Raw genomic sequence first — 23875 nt, forward strand, 5'->3', positions numbered from 1 at the left:
GCTGAGGGCGCTGTGCACCTCCTCATCGGTTTCGGCGGCGACCTGCTGGTCGAGGAATTTCAGTTGCGCAGGCACTGCGCTTCTTTGAAGGGTACGCGCAGCACTCAAGCGCACCTTGGGGTCGGCGGCGAGCAATTGCTGGCTGGCTTGTACATTGTCGATCAGGCCGCGCAGACGGTTGTTCAGGCGCAGGGTTTTGGTTTCGCCGTTGAACGTGAGCTGGCCTTGCTGCAGGGCGTCCACCAGCTCGATGCGCGCAGGGTCGGGGTTGGCGGCCCACGCTTGAAGGAGTTTGGCTTGCTGCACCGGGTTGGCGGCAAGGAAGTCGTCGGCGTCGCTGGCGTGTGCGGCCAAAGGCAGCAACAGCAGCAATGCCAGGAAGCAGCGTTGGAGGGCAGTGGGCATACACAATGTCCTGATCATGCGGGGACAGTGTGGGAGGGGGCTTGCCCCCGATTGCAATGTGTCAGTTGATGAATATAGGTCTGACACTCCGCTATCGGGGGCAAGCCCCCTCCCACATTTTTAGCCTGTGGTGGGGCTTCAGTTGCTCTTCACGGCGTAGTCTGGTTTTTTGTCATTGCCCGGAATGTACGGGCTCCACGGCTGCGCCCGAATCGGCGCTTCGGTCTGCCACACCACCGAGAACTGCCCGTCGGCCTGGATCTCGCCGATCATCACCGGCTTGTGCAGGTGGTGGTTGGTCTTGTCCATGGTCAGGGTGAAGCCCGACGGCGCGGCGAAGGTCTGGCCGGCCAGGGCTTCACGCACTTTGTCGACGTCGGTGGACTTGGCTTTCTCCGCCGCCTGGGCCCACATATGGATGCCCACATAGGTGGCTTCCATCGGGTCGTTGGTCACGGCTTTGTCCGCGCCCGGCAGGTTGTGTTTCTTGGCGTAGGCTTTCCAGTCGGCGACGAATTTCTGGTTCACCGGGTTCTCCACCGACTGGAAGTAGTTCCACGCCGCCAGGTTGCCCACCAGCGGCTTGGTGTCGATGCCGCGCAGTTCTTCTTCACCCACGGAGAATGCCACCACCGGTACATCGGTTGCCTTCAGGCCCTGGTTGGCCAGTTCCTTGTAGAACGGCACATTGGAGTCGCCATTCACGGTGGAAATCACTGCGGTCTTGCCGCCGGCGGAGAACTTCTTGATGTTGGCGACGATGGTCTGGTAATCGCTGTGGCCGAACGGGGTGTAGACCTCTTCGATATCCTTGTCCGCCACGCCTTTGGCATGCAGGAACGAGCGCAGGATCTTGTTGGTGGTGCGCGGGTACACGTAGTCGGTGCCGAGCAGGAAGAAACGCTTGGCGCTGCCGCCTTCCTCGCTCATCAAATATTCCACCGCCGGGATCGCCTGCTGGTTGGGCGCCGCACCGGTATAGAACACGTTCGGCGACATTTCCTCGCCTTCGTATTGCACCGGGTAGAACAGCAAGCCATTGAGTTCTTCGAACACCGGCAGTACGGATTTACGCGACACCGAGGTCCAGCAGCCGAACACCACGGCGACCTTGTCCTGGGTCAGCAACTGCCGGCCTTTTTCCGCGAACAGCGGCCAGTTGGACGCCGGGTCCACCACCACCGGCTCAAGCATCTTGCCGTTCACACCGCCCTTGGCGTTGATCTCGTCGATGGTCATCAGCGCCATGTCTTTAAGCGAGGTTTCGGAGATCGCCATGGTCCCGGACAATGAGTGCAGGATGCCGACCTTGATGGTCTCGGCGGCCTGGACGGTCCAGGTCAAGCCCATGGCCGCAATGGATGCCGACAGGGTGAATGCCTTGATCAAACTGCGACGCTTCATAGTGCGATCTCCGTGAACTCAACAAGGGTGTGAAGGACAAGTTGAGCAGGAGATTGCAAGCGCTGTGCCGAGTCGCCAAACCCCATGAAATGCTTGGTTTGCCCGCGTTTTTGCAAGCGTGACGCACCAGGAAATGGCAGGCGCAAGTGTCGGTGCGTGGCTGTGCGCTACAACGGGGCGCGCTCAGCGCCTGCGCATCAAGCCGATAAAAAACAGCCCGCCAATCGCTGCCGTCGCCACGCCAATCGGCAGGTCTTCAGGGGCGATCAGCGTGCGTGCCGCGACGTCGACCCATACCAGGAACACACTGCCCAGCAGCACGCACACCGGCAGCAAGCGCCGGTGCTCGGCGCCTACCAGGCGCCGGGCGATGTGCGGCACCATCAGGCCGACAAAGCCGATGGAGCCGCTGATCGACACCAGCACGCCGGTCATCAGCGACGCGATCAAAAACACCTTGAGCCGCACGTTGCGTGCGTTCAGGCCCAGGGTCACGGCGGTCTGTTCGCCGGCCATCAGGGCATTGAGCGGGCGCGCCATGCCCGATAGCAGGGCCAACCCAAGCACCACGGTGGCGGCGGGAATCGCCAGCAGTTCCCAGCGCGCCAGGCCCAGGCCGCCGAGCATCCAGAACATCACTGCTGAGGCGGCGCGGTGGTCGCCCATGAACAGCAGCAGGTTGGCCACTGCCATCATCACGAATGACACCGCCACGCCGCACAGCAGCAGGCGATCACTTTCCAGGCGGCCATTGCGACTGGCCACGGCGAGCACCACCAGCATGCTCAGCAGCGCACCGATAAAGGCCGCAATGGGCAGGGTCAGCAGGCCGATGACTTCGCCCACATGCAGCACCACGATCACCGCACCGAGGGTGGCGCCGGAGGTCACGCCGAGCAAATGTGGATCGGCCAACGGGTTACGCGTCACGGCCTGCAACACCGCGCCGATCAACGCCAGCCCGGCGCCCACCAAGGCGCCGAGCAGCATGCGCGGCACGCGGATCAGCCAGACGATATGTTCCTGGCCCGCGCTCCAATCCACTTCACCGATGCCGCACGTCTTGTGCAGCAGGATCCGCCACACCACGTCCACGGGCACCCGCGCCGAGCCGAACCCCAGCGAGATCACGCAGGAGATCAGCAAAAACGCGCCCAGGGCACTCAGCAGCAAGGCGTAGCGACGGTCGATCATTCGCCGTGGAACCCCTTGGCCAGGGCTTGCACCGCCAGCACGTTGTCGATACCCGGCGTGGCCTGCACGTACGGGATCACGATAAAGCGCTGTTTCCTGATGGCGTCCACCGATTGCAGGGCCGGGTTATCGAGCAGAAATTGCTCTTTCTGTTTGGCCGTGATTTCGCTGTAGTCGACGATCACGATCACCTGCGGGTTGCGTTCCACCACGGTTTCCCAGTTGACCCGGGTCCAGCTGGCGTCGACGTTGTCGAGGATATTGCGCCCGCCAGCGGCGTCGATTAACGCGTGTGGCATGCCCAGGCGTCCTGACGTCATGGCGCGGTCTTCGCCGCTGTCGTAAAGAAACACCCGTGGCTTGTCGGCGGGCAGGTCTTTTTGTACCTCGGTCACTTGCGCCTGCATCTGGGCGATCAGCGCGTTGGCACGGTCTTGTACGTCGAAGATCCTGCCCAGGTTGCGCAGGTCGTTATAGGTGTCTTCGAGTGTGGCAGCGGGGCGCTTCATCACGAACGCACACGACTCGGTCAGCTCATACACGTTGATACCCAAGGGTTGCAGGGTGTGCGGCGTGAGGTCGCCGCCCACGCGCATGCCGTAGTCCCAACCGGCGAAGAAGAAATCCACGTTGGCATTGAGCAAGGTTTCCACTGATGGGTACTTGCTCGCCAGCTCCGGCAGGCCGTCGAGGATCGCGGCCATGTCCGGCGGCACTGACTTCCAGCCCGTCACGCCGCTGTAGCCGGCCATGTGTGGCTTGAGGCCCAGGGCGAGCATCATCTGGGTCATGTTGATGTCGTGGCTGACCGCGTGTTGCGGGGCTTGCTGGAAGGTCACGTCGCGGTTGCAGCTCTTGATGGTCAGCGGGTAGTGGGTGGCTTCGGCGAGCGCTTGGGCAGTGGCGAACATCAGGGCGAGAGACAGCAGGGCGCGCAGGATCATGGTTGGGTTATCCAGGTGATTCGGGGGTAGCCGGACAAGGGATGGGTGTCGATCAGGGCTTGGACGCCAAACACGTCGCGCAGCAACGCGGCGGTCAGCACTTCATGGGGCGTACCGCTGGCGACGATGCGCCCATGATGGATCACGTACAGGCGATCACAGAACGCGGCGGCCAGGTTCAGGTCGTGGATGCTCGCCAGGGTGCCGATGTTCAACTGCTTGACCAGCCTTAACAGCTCCAGCTGATAGCGCGGGTCGAGGTGGTTGGTCGGCTCATCGAGGATCAGCAGTTGCGGTTGCTGGGCCAGGGCGCGAGCCAGGATGACGCGCTGCTTTTCACCGCCCGAGAGGGTGGCGAACGCATGGTCTGCGAAACCCTGCATCCCCACCGACTGCAGTGCGTTGCGGATCAGTTGCTGGTCGTGCTGGGTGTCGCTGTCGAACAAACCCTTGTGGGGCGTGCGGCCCATGGCGACCACTTCATCCACGCGCAAGCCGAACGCGTCGGGGAATTCCTGCAGCACCACCGCGATGCGTCGCGCACACCACTTGGCGCTTTGCTTCCAGACGTTCTGGTGCTCAAGCATTACCTCGCCGCGCTCCGGCCGGGTGAATCGATAGGCGCAACGCAACAGGCTGGTCTTGCCGCTGCCGTTAGGCCCGATCAGGCCGACAAACTCCCCGGCAGCGACCTGCAGGCCGGCGTCACGCAGTTGGAACCGGTGAAGGCAGTGGTCGTGGCCGGGTGGAGTCCAGGCCAGGTCGGTGAGGGTGAGCGAGGTCATTAAAAGGTGTAGTCGGCAGTAATGAACATGGAACGAGGTACACCCAGAATCCACTGCTGCCCATCGTTGTACTGGCTGACTGCGTAAGTGCGATCGAACAGGTTGTTGAGTTGCAGGCCCAGTGTGGTGTTGCGCATGGCGTTCCACGACAGCGTTGCATCGACCACGGTGTAGCTCGGCACCTCGTTCTGGTTGGCCATGTCGGCATACCGTGCATCTACATAACGCACACCGGCACCGGCACGCACGTTGTCGGTCACGGCCTTGCTCAGCCACAGGTTGGCGGTGCGGCGCGGCACGTCCACTGGGCGGTTGCCGTCGCGCGACACCTGCACGCCGCCGACGTCCTGTTTGAAGTCGTCATACTGCGCTCGCACGATGGCGGCGTTGGCTTGCAACTGCCAGGCGTGAGGCAGTTGCAGGTCGAGGCTGGCCTCCAGGCCGTTGGAAGATTGTTGGCCGACTTGCTGTTTGAACCCCGGGACGCCCGGCACGTCCGTCAGCAGCTTATCCTTGACGATGTGGTAGGCCGCCAGGGTCCATTCACCCCGTGCGTCCCAGAATGCTTGCTTGATACCGACCTCGGTCTGCCTGGCGCTGGACAGGTCGAACTGCTGCTGGCTCGGGCTCAGGGAAATCAGCCCGCCGACGCCGTCGGTGCTGGTGGCGTACTGGCCGTAGACCGAAGTCTGCGGGGTGATCGCGTAGACCAGGCCGGCTTTCCAGTTATTGCCGGTGAGGGTTTTGTCGGATTGGCCACCGGTGCGCAGATCGTCGCGGTCGATGTGCGCGTAGTCGCGGCGGACGCCGGTGACCAGCGCGAGTTTATCCGTGAGTTGCAGGCGGTTTTCCGCGAAGCCGGCCACCGTCCTGGTGGTGGTGGCGAACACCGGTTTGAACGGGTCCTGGCTGGCAAATGGCGCAGGCGCCGGGTGATACAGGTCGACGGGTTGGCCGGTTTGCGCCACGTCATTAAACGGCGTGTTGCTCGCCAGGCGGAAGCGGATGCGGTTGTATTCCACGCCTGCCACGGTCTGGCTGTCGAGGCCGAACAGGGTGTGCTTGAAGGTGAAGGTCTGGCGGTCGCCCACCTGTTCCTGATCGTGCTTGATCCCGAAGTTGCCGCTGCGGGTCAGTTGGCCGTTGGTGAAGTTGTAGTTCTCGGCGTTCTGCCAGCGACGCTGGTTTTTCAGGTAGTACAGCTCGTTGGTGGCGCTGACGTTATCGCTCGGTTGCCACTCGCTGGTCAGGCGTGTCCACTGGTCGTTGTAGTGCTGGGTGTCGTTGCTGACGTTGTAGTTCTTGTCGCGCAGGCCCTTGTGCAACTGGCCGTTGATCAGGGGCGTGCCGAAGTAGTTTTGTGGGCGCTGGTCGCCGTAGTCACTGGCCAGGGTGAAGCTCAGGTTGTCGGCCGCCTGCCAGCGCAGGGCGCCGCTGATGAAGTCGCTGCTGGCGTCGCCACGGTCGATGAAACCGTTGCTGCGCAGACGGTTGAGGTTCAGGCGGTAGCTCAGGGTATCGGTCAGTGAGCCGCCGCTGTCCAGGGCTTGTTGCTGGCGGTCGTAGGAACCGTAGCCGAGGCGGATGCGGTTTTCGATCGCGCCCGTGAAAGGCTTTTTCGGGATCGTGTTGACCACCGCGCCGGTAGCGCCTTCGCCGTACAGCACCGAGACCGGGCCACGCAGCACGTCCACCCGTTCCACTGCCCAGGTGTCCACCGGGAAGGTCGAGGTGCCCATGCCGGTGTACATGCGGTTACCGTCATACAGTTGCATCACCGAGCTTTGGCCGGTAAAGCCACGGGCTTGCAGCGAGGTGCCACCGTCGCCCGGGGTGCCGGTGCGGGTGATGCCGGTGGCGCGGGAGATGGCGTCCTGCACGCTGGCGTCGCCACGTGCTCGGATCTGCGCGCCGGTCTGGCTTTCTACGCTGCCGGGAGTTTGCAGCGCCGTCAGGTTCAGGCGCGAACCGGCGGTAGTCGGCGTATTGAGCTCGACACGTTCGTTATCGACTGCCGGTGCCGTGATGGCGCTCTCGGGCAGGGTCATGGCCTGGGCGTTGGTATGCAGGGCGAGCAGGCACAGGCCGCACGCTAGAGAGTTGTTCATCGGTCGATTCAATCGCTTCTTGAAGGGGGGCTCGCCGCAGGGCGCGGCGAGCAACGATAACGCAGAAAGTGTTATAAGTTAACACTTATTGGCTGCGCGACAACAGTCGCGCAAGGCTACACAAGCCCGCAGCGTCGGGCATCTCGCCTGTTTCATGCTTAACCTGAGGCAGATTCACCTTGGGCAAAAAAGCGTGACAGCACCAGGCGATCCAGCGCCCACACCAGGATCAACGATGCGCCCACCAACGGGAAAATGATCGCCAGCCCGAGCATGATCACCATCGCGGTTTTCCACTTCGGCACGTCATGACGCAGCGGCGGCACACCCAGCCCGCCCTGTGGCCGACGCTTCCACCAGATCACCACGCCACTCACCGCACTGAGCAGGATCATCAGGCAGATCACCAGCACGATCAGTTGATTGATCCAGCCGAACATCTTGCCTTCGTGCAACATCACGCCGGTCTCGGTGGCGCGTGCGACCAGGTTGTAATGCTCCCAACGCACATCGGCCAGGACCTTGCCGGTGTACTGGTCCACATGCAGGGTGGCGTCATTGCGCGGGTCGTTGGCGAACACCGCGACGGTGAATACCCCCGTGGCGGTGGTGGGGAAGGTGATGCTGTAGCCGGGCTCGACCTTGCGCGCATTGGCCAGGTCGACCACCTGTTGCAGGCGCACGGTCGGCGCGGCGGGGCCTGCATGCATGGCGCCGTGGTTCATGTGTTCGGCGTGGTCGCCGGACATCGGCATCGGCGTGTTTTCCAGGGCCCAGGGCACGGTCTGTTGGGTGGCCGTGTTGAGCACGCGTGCCTGCTGGTCGGACTGCGGCACGTTGTTCCACATCGCCGCCGGAAAAGTGTTCCACAGCGCGGCGTATTGCTTGCCCCAGAAGCCCGTCCAGGTCATGCCGCTGAGCAGCATCACCAGCAAAAACGCTGCGCCCCAGAAACCGGCGACGGCGTGCAGGTCGCGCCAGAACACGCGGCCACGGCGGTTGAGTCGGGGCCACAATACGCCGGCCGATGACTTGCCGCGCGGCCACCACAGGTACAGGCCTGACACCACCAGCATTACGCCCCAGCCGGCGGCGAGCTCTATCAGGCGATCACCGGTGGTGCCGATCATCAACTCGCCGTGCAGGGCGCGGGCGATGGCTTGCAGGTTGTATTTGGCGTCCTGCTCACCCAGGACGGTGCCGCGATACGGGTCGACGAATACGCTGATTTCGCGGCCCTGGATATGCATCACAAACTGTGCGCTGCTGGTTGCATTGGCAGGCGGCAGGTACTTGCTGATCGCAGCCTGGGGGTAGGCGGCTCTGGCGCGTTGCAACTGCTCGTCGGCGCTCAGCGCGTGTTCGGCGGCGGGAACGCTGAGCAGGTGGCCGTACATCAGCGGGTCGAGCTGGGGTTTGAACAGGTAGATGATGCCGGTCAGTGCCAGCAGCACCATGAAGGGGGCGACGAAGAGGCCGGCGTAGAAGTGCCAGCGCCAGGCCAGGTTGTAGAAGGAGATCTTTGGTGTGCTCATCAGGGGCTCCGCAAGGCTTTTGATTTTTTGTGTCGGTTACACCGCTATCGGGGGCAAGCCCCCTCCCACATTGGATTGGGTTCACATAGTTGGATTTGGGAACCCGTCAAGTGTGGGAGGGGGCTTGCCCCCGATGCTGTTAGAAGCTCATATCCACCTTGGTCCAGAGCGTACGCCCCGGTTCCTTGATGGCCTGCGGGTCGCTTGCCGGGTAACCGAACCCGGCATTCCCCGCCAGGTTCAAATGCTCGGCGTATGCCTTGCCAAACAGGTTGTCGACCCCGCTGCTGACCTTGAAGTGCTTGTTGATGCGGTACGCGGCATTGAGCGAGAACACGCCAAAACCGCCGCTTGTGTCGTAGTCCTTGCCGACCACGTTGCCCTTGTTCGGGTCGATGCGGTTCTGCGCCGCGACCACGCGCCACAACGCGCCGGCACTCCAATCGTCCTGGCTGTAGGTCAGGCCCAGGCGCGCATCCAGCGGCGGCATCTGCGGCAGGGCTTTGCCGTCGCTGCTGTTCTTGCCCCAGGCGTAGGCCAGGCTGGCATCGGCTTTCCAGTGAGTGGTCAGCTTGTACGCCGCGCCCAGTTCACCGCCCATGATGCGTGCGTCGACATTGCGCGCCTGGGAGGTGGTGCCCATCATCCCGGGCCGGTAGTCGAACAGGATGAAGTCGCGCACCTGGCCGACATAAGCCGAGGCCCAGGCGTCAAGGTTGGCGGTTTTGTATTGCGCGCCAACATCCAGCTGGGTGGTCTTCTCCGGCTTAACGCCGTCGAAGGCATTCACCGAGCCGGCCGCGCCGGTGTTGGGGGAGAACAGTTCCCAGTAGTCCGGGAAGCGTTCAGCGTGACCCAGACCCGCATAAACGGTAGTGGGCGTGTCCGCAAGATCATGCTCAAAGCGCACGAAGCCCGAGGGCAAGGTGTCTGCGCGGGTGGCGTCGGCGGTGGGGTTGGCGCGGCTCATCATTGCCGAGCCGGTGCGTTGGCGAAAATCCCTGGCCGAGGCACGATCCAGGCGGGCGCCGGTGATCAGGCGGTCAGTGTCGGCGGCGTACCAGGTCAGTTCACCGAACACGCCGTAGTTGTGAAAGTCGGCGTCCTTGCTGCGCGGCAGGTCCTTGTAGGTGTCGATGCCCATGCTGCTGCGCGCGCGGTGCTCGTTGGTCTGCGCGTCCAGGCCGCCGATCAGTTGCACATCGGCCCAGCGCCAGGTCGCCTTGATCCGCCCACCGAGGGTGCGCCGATCGACGTTGGAGGCCATGGGCCCGGCCATCATGCCGGTGCCCGAGGGGACGCGCAGGCTGTAGTTGTCCATGACGTGGTCGGCGTAGTTGTAGTAGACCTGGGCCTCGACTTTGTCCAGCACCTCGCCGATGTTGGACTTTTCGAAACGCAGGCCGAGGCTTTCGCGCAGGAACTGCGAGCCGTCCATGCCGCGCCCGGCATAGCGCGCTTCGCCATCGCCACGGCCGGCGGTGAGTTCCAGCAGGGTATCGGCGTCGGGGGTGAAACCGACGGCCACGTCGCCATTCCACTTGTCATAACGCGAGGCCACGCGGTCGTTGTTGCCGTCCTTGTAGTCGTCGGCATGGGCCTGGTTGCCGATCACCCGCACATAGCCCAACGGCCCTCCGGCAGCGGCATCGATGACCTTGTCGAAGCGCCCGTTGGAGCCGGCCAGCACACTGGCATTGACCCGGGTGCCCAGCTCGCCGAACTGCTCGGGCTCGCGCTCGAACAGGATCGTACCGGCTGACGCGCCGGGGCCCCAGAGCACGGTTTGCGGGCCTTTGATCACGGTGAGCTTGTCGTAGGTTTCCGGCGAGATATACGAGGTGGGCGCATCCATGCGGCCCGGGCAGGCGCCGAGCATCATGCCGCCGTTGGTAAGGATATTCAGGCGCGAACCGAACATGCCGCGCAACACCGGGTCCCCGTTGGTGCCGCCGTTGCGCACCAGGGCGAAGCCTGGGATGGTCTTGAGGTAATCGCCGCCATCGCTGGCGGGCACCGGCTGGCGTGGATCCTTGGGTTGGGTGACAACGGTGAGCGGCGAGCTGGGGGCGATCGCGGTGACGACCGTGGGGCTCAGCTCGTGTTCGTCAGCATGGGCGTGTGGCGCAAGCAGCGCGCCGCACAGAACGGCGAAAACCGGGGCAGCGCCCAATCGGGTGTCAGCAGAAAACCTGGACATGAAAAATTCCATCAATCAGTCGTAAACAACACGGCCAGCAGCCTGCGGCTGTCTGTTTGAAGTCGGCCGGGGTGAAGTAGCGCGGTGAAGGGCTTACGACGCGATGGGCGGCGCACGACTGCGCGCGCCGGGGAAGATGCTCTGCCGGGCATGACCCAGGCGCGGGGTGGGAATGAGCGCGTTGGCGGGCGGCGGGGTGCCGAGGGTGATGTAGGAGACGCTGCCGGGCAGGGCCGGGCAACTGAACAGCAGGCTGCAATAGCCGCATTTTTCCCAGAGGACATGATGTTCGTCGGGGGCTTTGCTCGGCTTGGGCTCGCCGTGGCACGCGGGCATGTCCATGGACATACCGGCGTGATGATCCATCGGCATCGCCTGGGAAATCAGCGGACCGATAAAGATCATCAACATGGCGAACAGGCTGACCCAACTGCCGCGCATCAAGCGGCGGCGTGGAGACAACCTGGCGCTGCGGGCGCCCATCGGGGGAGTCCTACTGGGCGTGCTTATGCTCGTGAGCGGTCATCGGCGGCGACTTCTGAACCGATACGTTCACCTCGACCTTGCCGGCTTTTTCAAACGTCAGGGTCAGTGGGAATTGCTTGCCATCGGCCAACAGGCTGCGGTCCTTGAGGCCCAGCAGCATCACGTGATAGGCCATCGGCGCGAACGTCAGCTCGCCCTTGGCCGGTACGGCAACGCTGGGCACTTGCTGCATCTTCATCAGGTCGCCCTGCATCACATGCTCGTGCAGCTCGGCTTTTTCGGCCACGCTGGTTTCAACGCCAAGCAGGCGATCCGGGGCAGTCCCGGTGTTATGAATAACAAAGTACGCCGCGACCGTGGGCGCATTCGGTGGCAACTCCTGGGACCAGGGGTCGCTGACCAACAGGTCACCGGCCTTGTAGTCCTCGGCATTGGCAGCACTGAACACCGGCAGCAGCAACGCCGCCAGAAGCAGGGAAGATTTGAGCATGGCAGTTCTCCGGAACGGTTCTAAACGCAGTTCACTTGCGAAGAAGATCAGACCGTTGGAGAAGCGCGGGGATTGAGGCTCGGCCATTGCCGGCGCGGGGCTGGATTGCGCAACACGCGCGGCGGCAGGCTCTGCAGCGCTTGCTGGCGCGTCACATACAACTGCGGCGCATGCCCCGGCAACGCCACCCACGGCGCCGAGCCCGAGCAACACCAGCAATGCTGCATGGCAGAGTGATCGTCCGGCGCTGCCGGGATTTCCAACTGGCCCAGGGCAATGGCCTGCAGGCTGGCGCCATTGGACGAACAGAACCCACCCAACAGCAGGCGCTTGACCGGGTCATCGGTCTGCTGCATCGCACTGGCCAGCGGCATGGCAAACGCATTGAACAGCACTGCAAGGCAGGCGATCCAGGCAATTGCAAAGCGTTGACGGGCCATGGCGGATAATCCGTAGGGTTAAACGATCAGGCGGGTATTTAGCCTGATCGGGGTGGATAAGTAAAAACGCGTGGTGTGGTTTGGTGTCGCAGTGTCGGGTTTGAGGATAGACGGGGAATTGAGTGGGTGCCGAACTTCAAGGCTGCGCAGGTCAACTGTGGGAGGGGGCTTGCTCCCGAGTGCGGAGGATCAGCCAGAAAATCAGTGACTGACGCACCGCTATCGGGTTCAAGCCCCCTCCCACATTGCCTGTAGCACCGCTGATGCTGGTTGTTGTACCAATTATGCAGCGGGAACTCCGTGCACCTGCATGTCGACACCTAAGGCTTTTCTGATCACTGCAAAAATCGCGGCGAGGTTATCCATGCTTGGGTTACCGCTGGCTGAGAGCATTCGGTGCAGGCTTTTACTCGGTTTGGCAGTTTCTTTCGCAAGTCCTTCAAAACCCACCGTGGCGTTGACCAAATCACGCAGAATCACGCGGGAAACTTCCGGCTCACCGTTGAGAAACAGCGTAGCGGCCTCGTCGAGAAGAGCTTGGGCAAATGCAGGGTCGCGCTGGGCACGTTCAGCGATGGTGTGCTTGTAGCTACGGGTTAACGCCATGCTGGTTACCTCTTTTGTTTCAATTTCTTGTGACGCTGATGCTCATTGATCAGCGACTTAACGACTTTTATATCGCGCTTTTGACTGGACTTGTCCCCGCCACCGAACAGGATGATTAATCGTAGGCCTTCCTGTATCAGATAGATTCGCAGGCCTGGCCCCCAATCGATGCGGTATTCACCGAACCCGTCGCACCACTTGATGTTGCTGGTGTTGCCCATTTCAAGTCGAACCAGAGCGGTCGTAACTCTGGTTGCCGCCGGCACACTCAAGGATGAAAACCACTCATCGAACGGGCTGGACAGGTTGTCACGTCGGTATTCTTCAATCTCGATCATTCGCCGTTCTGAAGGTAACAAATAGGTTACTTATCAAGCAAGCGAGAGATCCTGACTTATCGAATGAAATTTGCCAACGCGATGAGTGTTTCTTCAGGCGACAAGAGTTCACGGTCTACATGAGCCAACACCGGCCGCTTCAACACCAACACCGGCACCCCACATTCCCGCGCCACTTCCAGCTTCGGTTCGGTGGCGGTGCTGCCGCTGTTCTTGCTGATCAGCACATCAATCCGGCGTCGTTCGAATAACGCCCGCTCATCCTCGATCAGAAACGGCCCGCGTGCGCCGATCACTTCACAGCGCTCATTGCCCGGGTACACGTCCAGCGCGCGCAATGTCCAGAACTGGTCGGCGGGGATTTCATCGAGATGCTGCAAGGGTTCGCGACCCAAGGTGAACAGCGGGCGCTTGAAGGGCTTCAACGCTTGGATCAGCTCAGCCCAGTCAGACACTTCGCGCCAATCATCCCCGGCCTGCGGCTGCCACGCCGGACGTCGCAATGCCCAGCACGGCACAGCGCACAACCGTGCAGCCCGGGCCGCGTTGTGGCTGATCTGCGCTGCGTACGGATGGGTGGCATCGAGGATCAGGCTGATGCGTTCATCGCGAACAAACTGCGCCAACCCTTCAGCGCCTCCATAACCGCCGACGCGCACCTGGCAGGTCAGGTCGGTCGGCACGCGGCCCACGCCGGCCAAACTGTAGATATGCTCCGGCCCCAGGGTGCGGGCAATGGCCAGCGCTTCCGTCACGCCGCCCAGCAACAGAATCCTGTTCATAGCGGCTTGATCACTTCCAGCAGCGTGATCGGCAACGCCTGGCGCCAGGTGTCGAACTCGCCCAGTGGCTGCGCCTGGGCGACGTGGATGCGGGTCAGTTCGCCGCCGTGCTCGGCGCGCCAGTTCATCAAGGTCATTTCGCTTTGCAGGGTCACGGCGTTGGCGACAAGGCGCCCGCCGGGGCGCAGGTGTTGCCAGCAGGTGTCGAGCACGCCGTCGCGGGTGACGCCGCCGCCGATGAAGATGGCGTCGGGTACCGGCAGGCCGTGCAACGCGTCCGGGGCTTTGCCGCGAATCAGGTGCAGGCCGGGCACGCCGAGGGCGTCGCGATTGTGTTCGATCAGGCCTTGGCGGCCCGGGTCGGGCTCGATCGCCAGGGCACGGCAGCTGGGGTGCGTGCGCATCCATTCGATGCCGATGGAACCGCTGCCCGCGCCCACATCCCACAGCAGTTCGCCGGGCATCGGGGCGAGGCGGGCGAGGGTCATGGCGCGCACATCGCGTTTGGTCAGTTGACCGTCGTGCTGGAACGCCGAGTCCGGCAGGCCTGCCAGGCGCGACAAGGGCGGCGTGTCGCTGCAGGCCAGGCAATCGATGGCGACCAGGTTCAGATCGGCAGTGCCGAGGTGATGCCAGTCTGCGGCCAGGCCGTCCAAGCGCCGCTCGTTCGCGCCGCCCAAGTGTTCAAACACCGTCAATCGGCTGGGCCCGAACCCTGCCTGCGTCAATAACGCGGCAATCAACGCAGGGCTGCCACCATCATTGCTCAGCACCAGCAAGCGCACACCGCTGGCCAGGTGCGCGTTGATTGCCGCGAAGGGGCGGGACACCACGGACACCGTCACCACGTCCTGCAACGGCCAGCCCAAACGCGCCGCCGCCAGGGACACCGACGACGGAGCCGGTATAACCAGCAGCTCATCCGCCGCAATCTGGCGCGCCAGACTGGCGCCGACGCCATAGAACATCGGGTCACCACTGGCCAATACGCACACAGGCTCCCCACGCCGTGACAACACCGGCTCCAGGGAAAACGGGCTCGGCCACGCCTGGCGCTCGCCACTGATACACAATGGCAACAGGTCCAACTGGCGTTGGCCGCCTATAATCCGCGTAGCGCGCAACAGGGCGTGCCGGGCATTCCTGCCCAGGCCCTTGAAGCCGTCTTCACCGATGCCTACAACCGTCAGCCAGGGCGACATAGCAATTCCTTGAACGACATCCGACGGGCAGGCTTTTCATGCCGCCGGACAAAGCAGGCATAATACCGCGCCTTTACCCGTCAACCGGTAGCCCCGTGAACCCAACGCCCGCTGTAAATACCTTGCGCCCCTCGGCCTGTCCGGGGTTGCTGCGTATTGTCCAGGCGTTGGACGGCGGTATCTGTCGGGTCAAACTGGCCGGTGGTTCGCTTACCGCGGCCCAGGCCAACGCCGTGGCGGACGCTGCCCAGGCGTATGCGGGCGGGGTGATCGAGGCGACCAACCGCGCCAACCTGCAGATTCGCGGGATCGGCGCCGAGCAGGACGCCTTGATCGCAATGCTGCTGGCGGCCGGCCTCGGCCCGAGCAACGCGGCCGGTGATGACGTGCGCAACCTGATGCTCAGCCCCAGCGCCGGCATCGATCCGCAGATGCTGTTCGACACCCGCCCGCTGGCCGCGCAGATTCTTGCCACGTTGGACAGTCATCCGCGTTTTCATCAGTTGTCGGCCAAGTTCGCCGTGCAGCTGGACGGCGGTGAAGCCCTGGCGATGCTCGAGCATCACCATGACCTGTGGCTGTCGGCGTTTGTGCGCGAGGGGCAAACGCTGCTGGCGTTCGGCCTGGCCGGCTGCCCCGGCCTGAATGCGCCCGTGGCGGCCGTGCCGCTGGACCAGGGCCACGCGCTGGTGGTGGCGGTGCTGGAGGCCTTTCTCGACCTGGCGACGCCCGAGCAAACGCGCATGCGTCATCTGGCTGTGGATAAGTTATTGAGCCGCCTGAGCCTGCCGCTGCTGTCGGCCCAGGGCTTCAAACGCCCGGCCGGTGGTGCGTTGCTGCACATCGGAAGTTATCCCCAGCCCCGGAAGAATCAGTTCTACGTCGCGGCAGTCGCGCCTCTGGGCCGTCTGGATTCGCAGATGCTCCAGGGCGCCGCGCAACTGGCCAGCGATTACGGCGATGGCACGTTGCGCTTCACGCCCTGGCAAGGCGTGCTGCTGCCCAACATTGCACGCCCTGGCGCCGTCACCGACCGCTTGGGGCAACTGGGCTTTCTCTGTTCAATCGAGCAACCCCTTGCGCGCATGATTGCCTGCACCGGTTCCAGCGGTTGCGGCAAGGGCCTGGCCGATACCAAGGCCGACGCAGTGCAATTGGCCACCCTGCAACCCGGCGTGGAGGTGCACCTGTCCGGTTGCCCGCGCTCCTGCGCCGCCGCGCACACCGCGCCGGTCACCTTGCTGGCGGTGAGTCCCGGCCATTACGACCTTTATTTTCGCGACGCCGCCCATCCAGGTTTTGGCCGGCTGCACGCGCGCACTCTTTCCATTGAAGCGGCGGGCGCCCTGTTACGCGCTCGCCCACGGAGCAACACCGATGATTGATTACATCCGCGACGGTCAGGAGATCTATCGCAACTCCTTCGCCATTATTCGCGCGGAAGCCAACCTGGACCGCATCCCGGCCGACCTGGAAAAACTCGCGGTGCGGGTGATTCATGCCTGCGGCATGGTCGAGGCGATCGACGGCCTGCAATTCTCCGAAGGCGCGGGCAAGGCCGGGCGCGATGCGCTCGCGGCGGGCGCACCGATTTTATGCGATGCGCGGATGGTCTCCGAAGGCGTGACCCGCGCGCGCCTGCCGGCCAATAACGCGGTGATCTGCACCCTGCGTGATGACAGCGTGCCTGAGCTGGCGCGGGAGTTGGGCAACACCCGTTCCGCTGCCGCCCTGGAGCTGTGGCGCCCGCACCTGGCAGGCAGCGTGGTGGTGATCGGCAACGCGCCGACTGCCTTGTTCTACCTGCTGGAAATGCTCGACGCCGGCGCGCCGAAACCGGCGTTGATCCTCGGCTTCCCGGTGGGCTTTGTCGGCGCCGCCGAATCCAAGGCGATGCTTGCCGCCGACAGCCGTGGCGTGCCGTTCGTGATCATGCAGGGCCGTCTGGGCGGCAGTGCCATGGCCGCCGCCGCCGTCAATGCGCTCGCCACGGAGGTCGAATAATGCACCCACGCGGACGTCTGATCGGCCTGGGCGTGGGCCCCGGCGATCCGGAGCTGATCACCCTCAAGGCCCTGCGCCTGCTGCGCGAGTCGCCCGTGGTGGCGTACTTCGTGGCCAAGGGCAAGAAGGGCAATGCGTTCGGCATCATCGAGGACCATCTGGTGCCGCAACAAACCCTGATGCCCCTGGTGTACCCGGTGACCACCGAGGCGCTGCCGGCGCCGCTGTCCTATGAGCAAGTGATCAGCGACTTCTACGACACCGCCAGCGTCGATGTGGCGGCGCACCTGGATGCGGGTCGCGATGTGGCGGTGATCTGTGAAGGCGACCCGTTCTTCTACGGCTCCTATATGTACCTGCATGACCGCCTTGCCGAGCGCTATGAAGCGCAGGTCATCCCGGGCGTGTGTTCGATGCTGGGCGGCGCTTCGGTGTTGGGTGCGCCGCTGGTGTATCGCAACCAGAGCCTGTCGGTGCTGTCGGGGGTGTTGCCGCACGACGACCTCAAGCGCCGGCTGGCGGACGCTGACGCGGCGGTGATCATGAAGTTGGGGCGCAACTTCCACAAGGTGCGCCAAGTGTTGGAGGAACTCGGTCTGGCCGGGCGTGCGCTGTACGTGGAACGCGCCACCATGGCCAATCAGAAAATCGTGCCGCTGGACCAGGTGGAGCCGATGTCGTCACCGTATTTTTCCTTGATCATCGTGCCCGGTGAACGGTGGCAAGGTTGATGAGCCCGGCGATTGTCATTCTGGGCCAGGGCAGCCTGGCGACTGCGCGCAGGATCCAGCAGCTTTACCCGGCGGCGCAGATCCATGGCCTGACCGGTCGGGTCGACGGCGCGGACCTGGTCTACAGCGAATTCGGCGCCACACTGCGCCAGCTCTACCAACAGGGAACACCGCTGATTGCGCTGTGCGCCGCCGGCATCGTCATCCGTACCCTCGCGCCGCTGCTGCTCGAAAAGGGTGAGGAACCGGCCGTGCTGGCCGTTGCCGAAGACGGCAGCGCCGTAGTGCCCCTGCTGGGCGGGCTGGGCGGTGTGAATGTGATGGCGCGGGAGATTGCCGCCGCGTTGGGTGTGGCGGCGGCGATCACCACCAGCGGCGAGTTGCGCTTTGGCACCTGCCTGCTCAACCCGCCCAGGGGCTATGAGTTGGCGGACCTGGAGTTGGGCAAGCGCTTCGTCTCGGACCTGCTCGCCGGTGAAAGCGTGCGCATTGAAGGCGCGGCGCCCTGGCTGGCGCAGGCCAACTTGCCGCAGGCCGCGCACGCTCGCCTGGCGATACATGTGGGCAGTGCCGAGCGCGTGCCGGCCGCCAACGAATTAGTGATTTATCCGAAAACCGTCTGCGCCACCTGCAAGCCGGGCGCGCACCTGGCCGCACGTGTGCGCACCGCCTTGCATGAGGCAGGCATTGCCGTGCAGTCGCTGGCGTGCCTGCTTGCCAGCGACCTGCAGATGGCCGAAGCGTCGCTGCATGAGGCTGCGCTGGAACTGCGCGTACCGCTGCGGTTTGACAAGGTCGAGCCGCCGGCGGACATCACCCTCAGCGTCGCCGAACAGCCGTTGGACGTGTCACAGGTCGGTCGCCCACGCGGGCGCCTTGCCGTGATCGGGCTCGGCCCGGGCGCCGCTGAATTGATGGTGCCGGCGGTCAAGGCCGAGTTGGCGCGCTGCACTGACGTGCTGGGCTACGAAACCTACGTGCGCATGGCCGGGCCGTTCCGTGAAGATCAGGTGCAGCACTGCACGGACAACCGCGAAGAAATGCAGCGCGCCCGGCACGCCTTCGAGCTGGCCGCCCAAGGGCGCTCGGTGGTGGTGGTGTCGTCCGGCGACCCGGGTGTATTCGCCATGGCCGCTGCGGTGATCGAGGCGTTGCATGAGTCCAGCGACCCGGCCTGGCACCAGGTCGACCTGCAAATCCTGCCGGGCGTCTCGGCCTCCCTGGCCACCGCTGCCCAGGCCGGGGCGCCGCTGGGGCATGACTTCTGTGTGATGTCGCTGTCGGATAACCTCAAGCCGTGGTCGATCATCGAAAAGCGTCTGGACCTCGCGTCCCAGGCCGACCTGGCCCTGGCCTTCTACAACCCGATTTCCCGTGCGCGGCCGTGGCAACTGGGGCGTGCGCTGGAAATCGTCGCCCAGCACCGCACCCCTGAAACGCCGGTGGTGCTGGGCCGCGATATCGGTCGCCCGGGCCAGACGCTGCGCGTCACCACGCTGGGGCAACTCACCCCGGACCAGGTGGACATGCGCACCATGGTGCTGATCGGCTCGTCCACCACCTGCACGTTTGCGCGTGCCGGTGGCGGTGAGTGGGTGTACACCCCGCGCTGGTACGGCGATAAACCCGCCGGCTGAAAACAGCTCGGCGGTGGCCCGAAAGCTCCGAATGACATCAGGATTTTTCTGTTGTCGTTCGGGGCTTTTTCTTTTTTTTACGACGAAACCACGAGGCTCATCGTGCATGCCGCGTTATTGCGGGTCGGCGCGTTTTGCCGGGCCGCGCCAAGGGATGTTTGTTGCCTGGAAAGCCCGTCGCTGAGTGGACTAGTGTGGTTACAAGCCCCGAGTCGGGGTGTACGTGGAGAATTGGGAAATGGAGCGACACCACAGAAGGATCAACAGTACAAAACGGCGCAAGCTGATTGCCGCCTACAAATTGCCGGGCGCGCCGGGCACGCCCGCGACGTTACCGCTGGACACCGAAGATGACTGCAACGCGGCGGTGGTCAACAACGGTGTGATTTCCTTTGCCGAGGGGCTGTCCGGGCTAAATCGCGAATACATCCGTAAAAGCTACCTGCTGGCCAGCAGTTACGTGAGCGATGTATTGAAGGTGCATCGGGGCACCGAGGCCTGGTACGACGAATTCATCAAAGTGATGGTCAGCCTCGGCTGGCTGCCGGTGCGCAGCAGCTTCGAGCGCGTCTCGCGCGCGGGCAGGGGGCTGACGGTGCAACTGACGGCGCTGAATATCATCGGCGCGATGCTCGCCTCGATGTCCATGTCGGGGCCGTTGCTCAGCCTGCTGCCGAAACTGGCCGCCGATGCGCTGGAGACCTTGAAGCAACTGCCGGCATCTTTCGATTTGTTCAAACGCAACAGCAGCGTGCACCAGGGCGGTGACTTCGGCGTGGCGTCCTGCGCTGAAACCAATGGCGAAGTGATGATGGTCCTGGTGACCTACAGCAGCCATGGCGTGAGCAAGCAGGTGGGGTTGCCGTTCCTTGAATGGGACAGCTCATCGTTCGAGGCCTTCAGCGGGCAGACCTGCCTGGTGCTCAACACCTCGGTGGTCAATGAACAGACCCTGCAACTGATGCGCGACAGTGCGGGTGACAACGTGCAGTCGGCCATCGCCAAATACCGGATCTAGGTCACCAGATAGCCACGGACCCCGGTAAAGATAATTTGCGCGGCCAGGGCGCACACGAACAAGCCCATCAACCGACTGACAATCTGCAAGCCCTGGTCGCCAAGAATGCGTTCGATCCGATTGGACAGGTACAGCACCACCCCCACCGTGAGACTGGCCAGGGCGATGCTGAGGATGGCGGTGAGCTTGTCGTCCCAATGGGGCTGGCTCACGCCCATTACCAGCAATGCACCGATGGTGCCGGGGCCGACCGTGAGCGGGATGGTCAGCGGTACGATGGTCACGTCCTGCTGCACGTTATCGGTTTGCACCGCCGACTTGCCTTGGGCCATGCCCAGGGCGGAGATAAACAGCACGCTGCCGGCGCCGATGCGGAACGCGTCCACGGTGATGCCGAACACACTGAATATCACCCGGCCGAACAGGTACAGCAGCACGCTCGACACCAGCGTCGCCAACGCGACTTTCCAGGCCAGGCGCCGCCGCTCCTTGCTGGAATAGCCGCGGGTCAGGCTGATAAAGCAGGACAGCACGAAGAACGGGCTGTAGAGCACCAGCATCTTCAGGTAAACGCTGAATAACACGTGGAGCATGGGGGGACTCGCGGGCGGTGGAAGTGCAGTGAGTCTATCAGGCGACGCGCGTCAAATGTGGGAGGGGGCTTGCCCCCGATTGCGGAGTGTCAGCAGATACATCTGTGGCTGACCCACCGCTATCGGGGGCAAGCCCCCTCCCACATTTGATTGGATTTCAATCAGGACGGCGCGTGTTCCGGGCGTTGCTGGCGTTGCACAACCCAGTAATCCACCAGCTCGCGCAGCTGTGACAGTTCCACCGGCTTGGCCATATGCCCGTCCATCCCCGCCTGGCGCGCGCGTTCTTTATGTTCCGAGAGAATATGCGCCGTGAGCGCCACCACCGGCGTGCGCACACGTTGGTGGCTGACTTCCCACGCGCGCAGCTGCTGGGTGGCGGAGAAACCATCGAGGATCGGCATTTCACAGTCCATCAGCACCAGGTCATAGCGCTGGGCTTTCATCGCCTCCAACGCTTCTTCGCCGTTGCTGGCGGTATCCGGGTTGAGGTTGAGCTTGCCGAGCATGCCGCGTATCACTTTGGTGGAGATACTGTTGTCCTCGGCCACCAGGATGCGGAAGTCGCTGGGCACGGTAATGGCTGCCGGCGCGGCGGGAGCGAGGCGAGGGTGGGGGGCGCCTTTGCTGCGCTGGGTCAGTTCGTCGGCCAGGGTGGTCTTGAGCGTATAACCGGCCACCGGCTTGGCGAGGATGCGCTTGATCCCGCAGTTGCGCGCGATGATCTTGCTCGGCGCGTTGCTGATGCCGGTGAGCATGATCAGCAGGATATCGTGGTTCAGGCTCGGGTCTTCCTTGATCTTGGCCGCCAGTTGCATGCCGGTCATGCCGGGCATGTTCTGGTCCAGCAACACCACGTCGAAGTAATCGCGCAGGTGCGCCTTGGTGCGCAGCAGGGCCAGGGCCTCTTTGCCCGAAGCCACGGCGCTGACGTTCAGACCCCAGGCCGAGCATTGCTGCAGCAGCACCTTGCGGCAGGTGTCGTTGTCGTCCACCACCAGTACCCGTGCGTCCTTGAGCGGGCCGTCGAGATCGGAGGTCGGGTGTTCGAGGCGTTCGGGGTCCAACGGCAGGGTCAGCCACAGGGTGCTGCCCTGGTGACTGCCGCTCTTGACGCCGAATTCGCCGTTCATCAACAGGATCAACTGGCGTGCGATCACCAGGCCCAGGTGGCCGCTCAAGCGTGTGGCCGAGAGGAAGTTCTTGCTGTGCAGTTCGCTGTGCATCAGGGCGTCGCGCTCGGCGGCGTCCATGGGCACGCCGCTGTCTTGCACGGCAATGCGCAGGCGTGGCTGGGTGCTGCGCTCGTCGAGGGCAACGACGATCAGCACCTCGCCCTCGTCGGTTTTATGCAGGGCGTTTTCCAGCAGGCTCAACAGCGCCTGGCGCAGGCGTGTCGGGTCACCGCTGATCACGCGCGGCACCTGGGGCTGGATAAAGCTGATCAGCTCGACATTCTGCTGCTCGGCCTTGGCGCGGAAGATGCTCAGGCAGTCGTCGATCAGCGCGTTGAGGTCGAACTGCACATCATCGAGTTCGATCTGCCCCGATTCGAGCTTGGAGATGTCGAGGATTTCGTTGATCAGCGTGAGCAATTCGTTGCCGGCGCTGTGAATGGTCTGCACGTAGTCGCGTTGTTTCACCGACAACGGCGTGCCCAGCAGCAACTCGGTCATGCCCAGCACGCCGTTCATGGGGGTGCGGATTTCGTGGCTGATCTTCGCCAGGAACTCGGCCTTGGCCGCGATTTCGGCATTGCTCGCGGCCAGGTCGCGGCTGAGGCTGAAGCGCGTTTCAACAATGGCGCGCTGGCGTTCGCCGAGGGCCAGGCTCATCAGCAGGCCGCTGATGCAGATGAAACTCAGCAGGGTGATGATCAGGCCTTGCGGTGCCAACAACGTGAGGCCGAGCAGGGCGGGAAGAATGATCAGCGTGCCGATGTTGAACACCACCATCCCCGCCACGAACAGGCGCGCCGGACGATAGCCCCGTTGCCAGTGATAGGCCGAGACAAACAGCATGCTCAGGCCGGCCAGCGCCACCAGGGCATAGGTGATGATGTTCAGCGGCAGGGTGTTGACGAACAACAGCAGCAGGCCACACAGCACGATCACCAATATGTCGGCCATCAACAGTTTGTTCAGCGGGTGCGGGCCCAGCGGCATGAAGAAGCGATAGGCAAACATCAGCCCGCACGGCGCGGTCAGCAGCAGGGCGAGGTAGGCGCCGGGGGTCTGGATCGCGTGCCAGTTGGGCAACCACGGCCCCACCACGTTGAGCAACAGCGCCAGGCTGAGCATCAGCAGGAACTCACACGCGGCCAGCCACAGGCTGCTGCGCGAGCGGTGGTAGGCGAAGCGCGTGAGGTTATGCAGGATCAGCATCAGCAGGACGCCGAACAGCAAGCCGTAGACCAGCGTCTGGTTCTGGTTGGCGGCGGCGAGTACGGCGGGTTCCAGGGTGATATAGGGGCGCAGCTCGTGTTCCGACACCAGGCGCAGGTAAACCTCGAGCGGGCGCTGGCTCTGTGGCATCGGCAGCATGAAGTCACTGCTGGGCAGCGGTCGCTCGGCCTGGGGTTGGCGCGTGCCGGTGGTCTGCTGCTCCACCAGGCTGTTGCCGTCCAGCACATACAGGCTCAGGCTCGACAAGTCCGGGGCAAACACCCGCAGCACCTGTTCATGCTTGCCGGGTTGCAGCTTGAAGCGTACCCACAACGCACCGTCCGGCGGCGCGGCAGTAATCCGGTCCAGTTCGATGGGGCTGAATTGATTGGTGTAGCGCGAGGAACGGATGTCGCTCAGTTGCAGGTCGGCCTGATCATCGAGCAAGACTGCCCAACCACTGCCTTGCGCCGCGGCTTGAGCCGGGACCAGGCAGAGCAGGGTCAGCAGACTGACGGTAAAACCTAAGGCGATCCTGAGCCAGCGCACGGCGAAGTCCCTTCGTAGGTGAATGCACGGGTTAACTATG

General features: G+C 63.6%; 21 protein-coding genes and 1 pseudogene. 5 read left to right on the forward strand and 17 right to left on the reverse strand.

Annotated features, from left to right (window positions below; all coding sequences use genetic code 11):
• From BFP96_RS09425 to BFP96_RS09495, 15 genes and pseudogenes are all read right to left on the reverse strand, one after another.
• Positions 1-405, reverse strand: a pseudogene (locus BFP96_RS09425) (urea ABC transporter permease subunit UrtB); the annotation flags it as partial.
• A gap of 138 nt (positions 406-543) precedes the next feature.
• On the reverse strand, positions 544-1809 hold the full coding sequence (urtA, locus tag BFP96_RS09430; RefSeq protein ID WP_065894564.1) for an urea ABC transporter substrate-binding protein: 1266 nt from the start codon (positions 1807-1809) through the stop codon (positions 544-546).
• 183 nt (positions 1810-1992) lie between these two features.
• A complete protein-coding gene (locus BFP96_RS09435) occupies positions 1993-3003 on the reverse strand; it encodes a FecCD family ABC transporter permease (protein WP_065895738.1) in 1011 nt (336 codons plus the stop codon).
• A complete protein-coding gene (locus tag BFP96_RS09440; protein WP_065936082.1) occupies positions 3000-3947 on the reverse strand; it encodes an ABC transporter substrate-binding protein in 948 nt (315 codons plus the stop codon). The genes BFP96_RS09435 and BFP96_RS09440 overlap by 4 nt, the downstream gene beginning before the upstream one ends.
• Positions 3944-4732 (reverse strand): ABC transporter ATP-binding protein, encoded by a 789-nt coding sequence (locus BFP96_RS09445; protein ID WP_065894568.1) that lies wholly within the window; start codon positions 4730-4732, stop codon positions 3944-3946. The genes BFP96_RS09440 and BFP96_RS09445 overlap by 4 nt, the downstream gene beginning before the upstream one ends.
• The gene (locus tag BFP96_RS09450; protein ID WP_065936083.1) at positions 4732-6840 is read right to left on the reverse strand and encodes a TonB-dependent receptor; all 2109 of its coding nucleotides are present in this window, start codon (positions 6838-6840) and stop codon (positions 4732-4734) included. The genes BFP96_RS09445 and BFP96_RS09450 overlap by 1 nt, the downstream gene beginning before the upstream one ends.
• A 158-nt stretch (positions 6841-6998) precedes the next feature.
• A complete protein-coding gene (locus BFP96_RS09455; protein WP_065936084.1) occupies positions 6999-8375 on the reverse strand; it encodes a PepSY-associated TM helix domain-containing protein in 1377 nt (458 codons plus the stop codon).
• 139 nt (positions 8376-8514) lie between these two features.
• Complete coding sequence (locus BFP96_RS09460) at positions 8515-10575, reverse strand: TonB-dependent copper receptor (RefSeq protein ID WP_065936085.1); 2061 nt, start codon at positions 10573-10575, stop codon at positions 8515-8517.
• 93 nt (positions 10576-10668) lie between these two features.
• Positions 10669-11058: a DUF2946 domain-containing protein gene (locus BFP96_RS09465; protein ID WP_065894574.1), complete on the reverse strand. Its 390-nt coding sequence runs from the start codon at positions 11056-11058 to the stop codon at positions 10669-10671.
• 10 nt (positions 11059-11068) lie between these two features.
• Positions 11069-11551, reverse strand: a complete 483-nt coding sequence (locus BFP96_RS09470; protein WP_065895732.1) for a copper chaperone PCu(A)C — start codon at positions 11549-11551, stop codon at positions 11069-11071.
• A 47-nt stretch (positions 11552-11598) separates the two neighbouring features.
• Positions 11599-11991 (reverse strand): DUF2946 domain-containing protein, encoded by a 393-nt coding sequence (locus BFP96_RS09475; protein ID WP_065894578.1) that lies wholly within the window; start codon positions 11989-11991, stop codon positions 11599-11601.
• A 282-nt stretch (positions 11992-12273) separates the two neighbouring features.
• Entirely contained in the window at positions 12274-12597 is a 324-nt protein-coding gene (locus BFP96_RS09480; RefSeq protein WP_065883425.1) for a helix-turn-helix domain-containing transcriptional regulator, read from the reverse strand.
• Between the two features lie 5 nt (positions 12598-12602).
• The gene (locus BFP96_RS09485) at positions 12603-12935 is read right to left on the reverse strand and encodes a type II toxin-antitoxin system RelE/ParE family toxin (RefSeq protein ID WP_065936086.1); all 333 of its coding nucleotides are present in this window, start codon (positions 12933-12935) and stop codon (positions 12603-12605) included.
• A 56-nt stretch (positions 12936-12991) separates the two neighbouring features.
• Positions 12992-13717 carry a cobalt-precorrin-6A reductase gene (locus tag BFP96_RS09490; protein ID WP_065894582.1) on the reverse strand — a complete coding sequence of 242 codons (726 nt, stop codon included), beginning with the start codon at positions 13715-13717 and terminating at the stop codon, positions 12992-12994.
• Positions 13714-14919, reverse strand: coding sequence for a bifunctional cobalt-precorrin-7 (C(5))-methyltransferase/cobalt-precorrin-6B (C(15))-methyltransferase (locus BFP96_RS09495; RefSeq protein ID WP_065895728.1), 1206 nt, complete (start codon positions 14917-14919; stop codon positions 13714-13716). Before BFP96_RS09495 ends, BFP96_RS09490 begins: the two co-directional genes overlap by 4 nt.
• Before the next feature lie 38 nt (positions 14920-14957).
• Here BFP96_RS09495 and cobG point away from each other — a divergent pair, with 38 nt between their 5' ends.
• From cobG to BFP96_RS09520, 5 genes are all read left to right on the forward strand, one after another.
• Complete coding sequence (gene cobG, locus BFP96_RS09500; protein WP_065936087.1) at positions 14958-16304, forward strand: precorrin-3B synthase; 1347 nt, start codon at positions 14958-14960, stop codon at positions 16302-16304.
• Complete coding sequence (locus BFP96_RS09505; RefSeq protein ID WP_065894588.1) at positions 16297-16923, forward strand: precorrin-8X methylmutase; 627 nt, start codon at positions 16297-16299, stop codon at positions 16921-16923. Before cobG ends, BFP96_RS09505 begins: the two co-directional genes overlap by 8 nt.
• On the forward strand, positions 16923-17654 hold the full coding sequence (locus BFP96_RS09510; protein WP_065883437.1) for a precorrin-2 C(20)-methyltransferase: 732 nt from the start codon (positions 16923-16925) through the stop codon (positions 17652-17654). The genes BFP96_RS09505 and BFP96_RS09510 overlap by 1 nt, the downstream gene beginning before the upstream one ends.
• Positions 17654-19291 (forward strand): precorrin-3B C(17)-methyltransferase, encoded by a 1638-nt coding sequence (gene cobJ, locus BFP96_RS09515; RefSeq protein WP_065936088.1) that lies wholly within the window; start codon positions 17654-17656, stop codon positions 19289-19291. Before BFP96_RS09510 ends, cobJ begins: the two co-directional genes overlap by 1 nt.
• A gap of 238 nt (positions 19292-19529) precedes the next feature.
• The gene (locus BFP96_RS09520; protein ID WP_065894591.1) at positions 19530-20309 is read left to right on the forward strand and encodes a hypothetical protein; all 780 of its coding nucleotides are present in this window, start codon (positions 19530-19532) and stop codon (positions 20307-20309) included.
• Here the strand turns inward: BFP96_RS09520 and BFP96_RS09525 are convergent.
• Complete coding sequence (locus tag BFP96_RS09525) at positions 20306-20902, reverse strand: MarC family protein (RefSeq protein WP_065883442.1); 597 nt, start codon at positions 20900-20902, stop codon at positions 20306-20308. The two genes, BFP96_RS09520 and BFP96_RS09525, sit on opposite strands and share 4 nt — an antisense overlap.
• Positions 20903-21063: 161 nt before the next feature.
• Entirely contained in the window at positions 21064-23835 is a 2772-nt protein-coding gene (locus BFP96_RS09530; RefSeq protein ID WP_065894592.1) for a hybrid sensor histidine kinase/response regulator, read from the reverse strand.
• Positions 23836-23875: the final 40 nt, after the last annotated feature.

Origin of the sequence: Pseudomonas sp. 34 E 7, assembly GCF_900005715.1 — a bacterium.
GTDB classification, from domain to species: Bacteria; Pseudomonadota; Gammaproteobacteria; order Pseudomonadales; family Pseudomonadaceae; genus Aquipseudomonas; species Aquipseudomonas orientalis_A.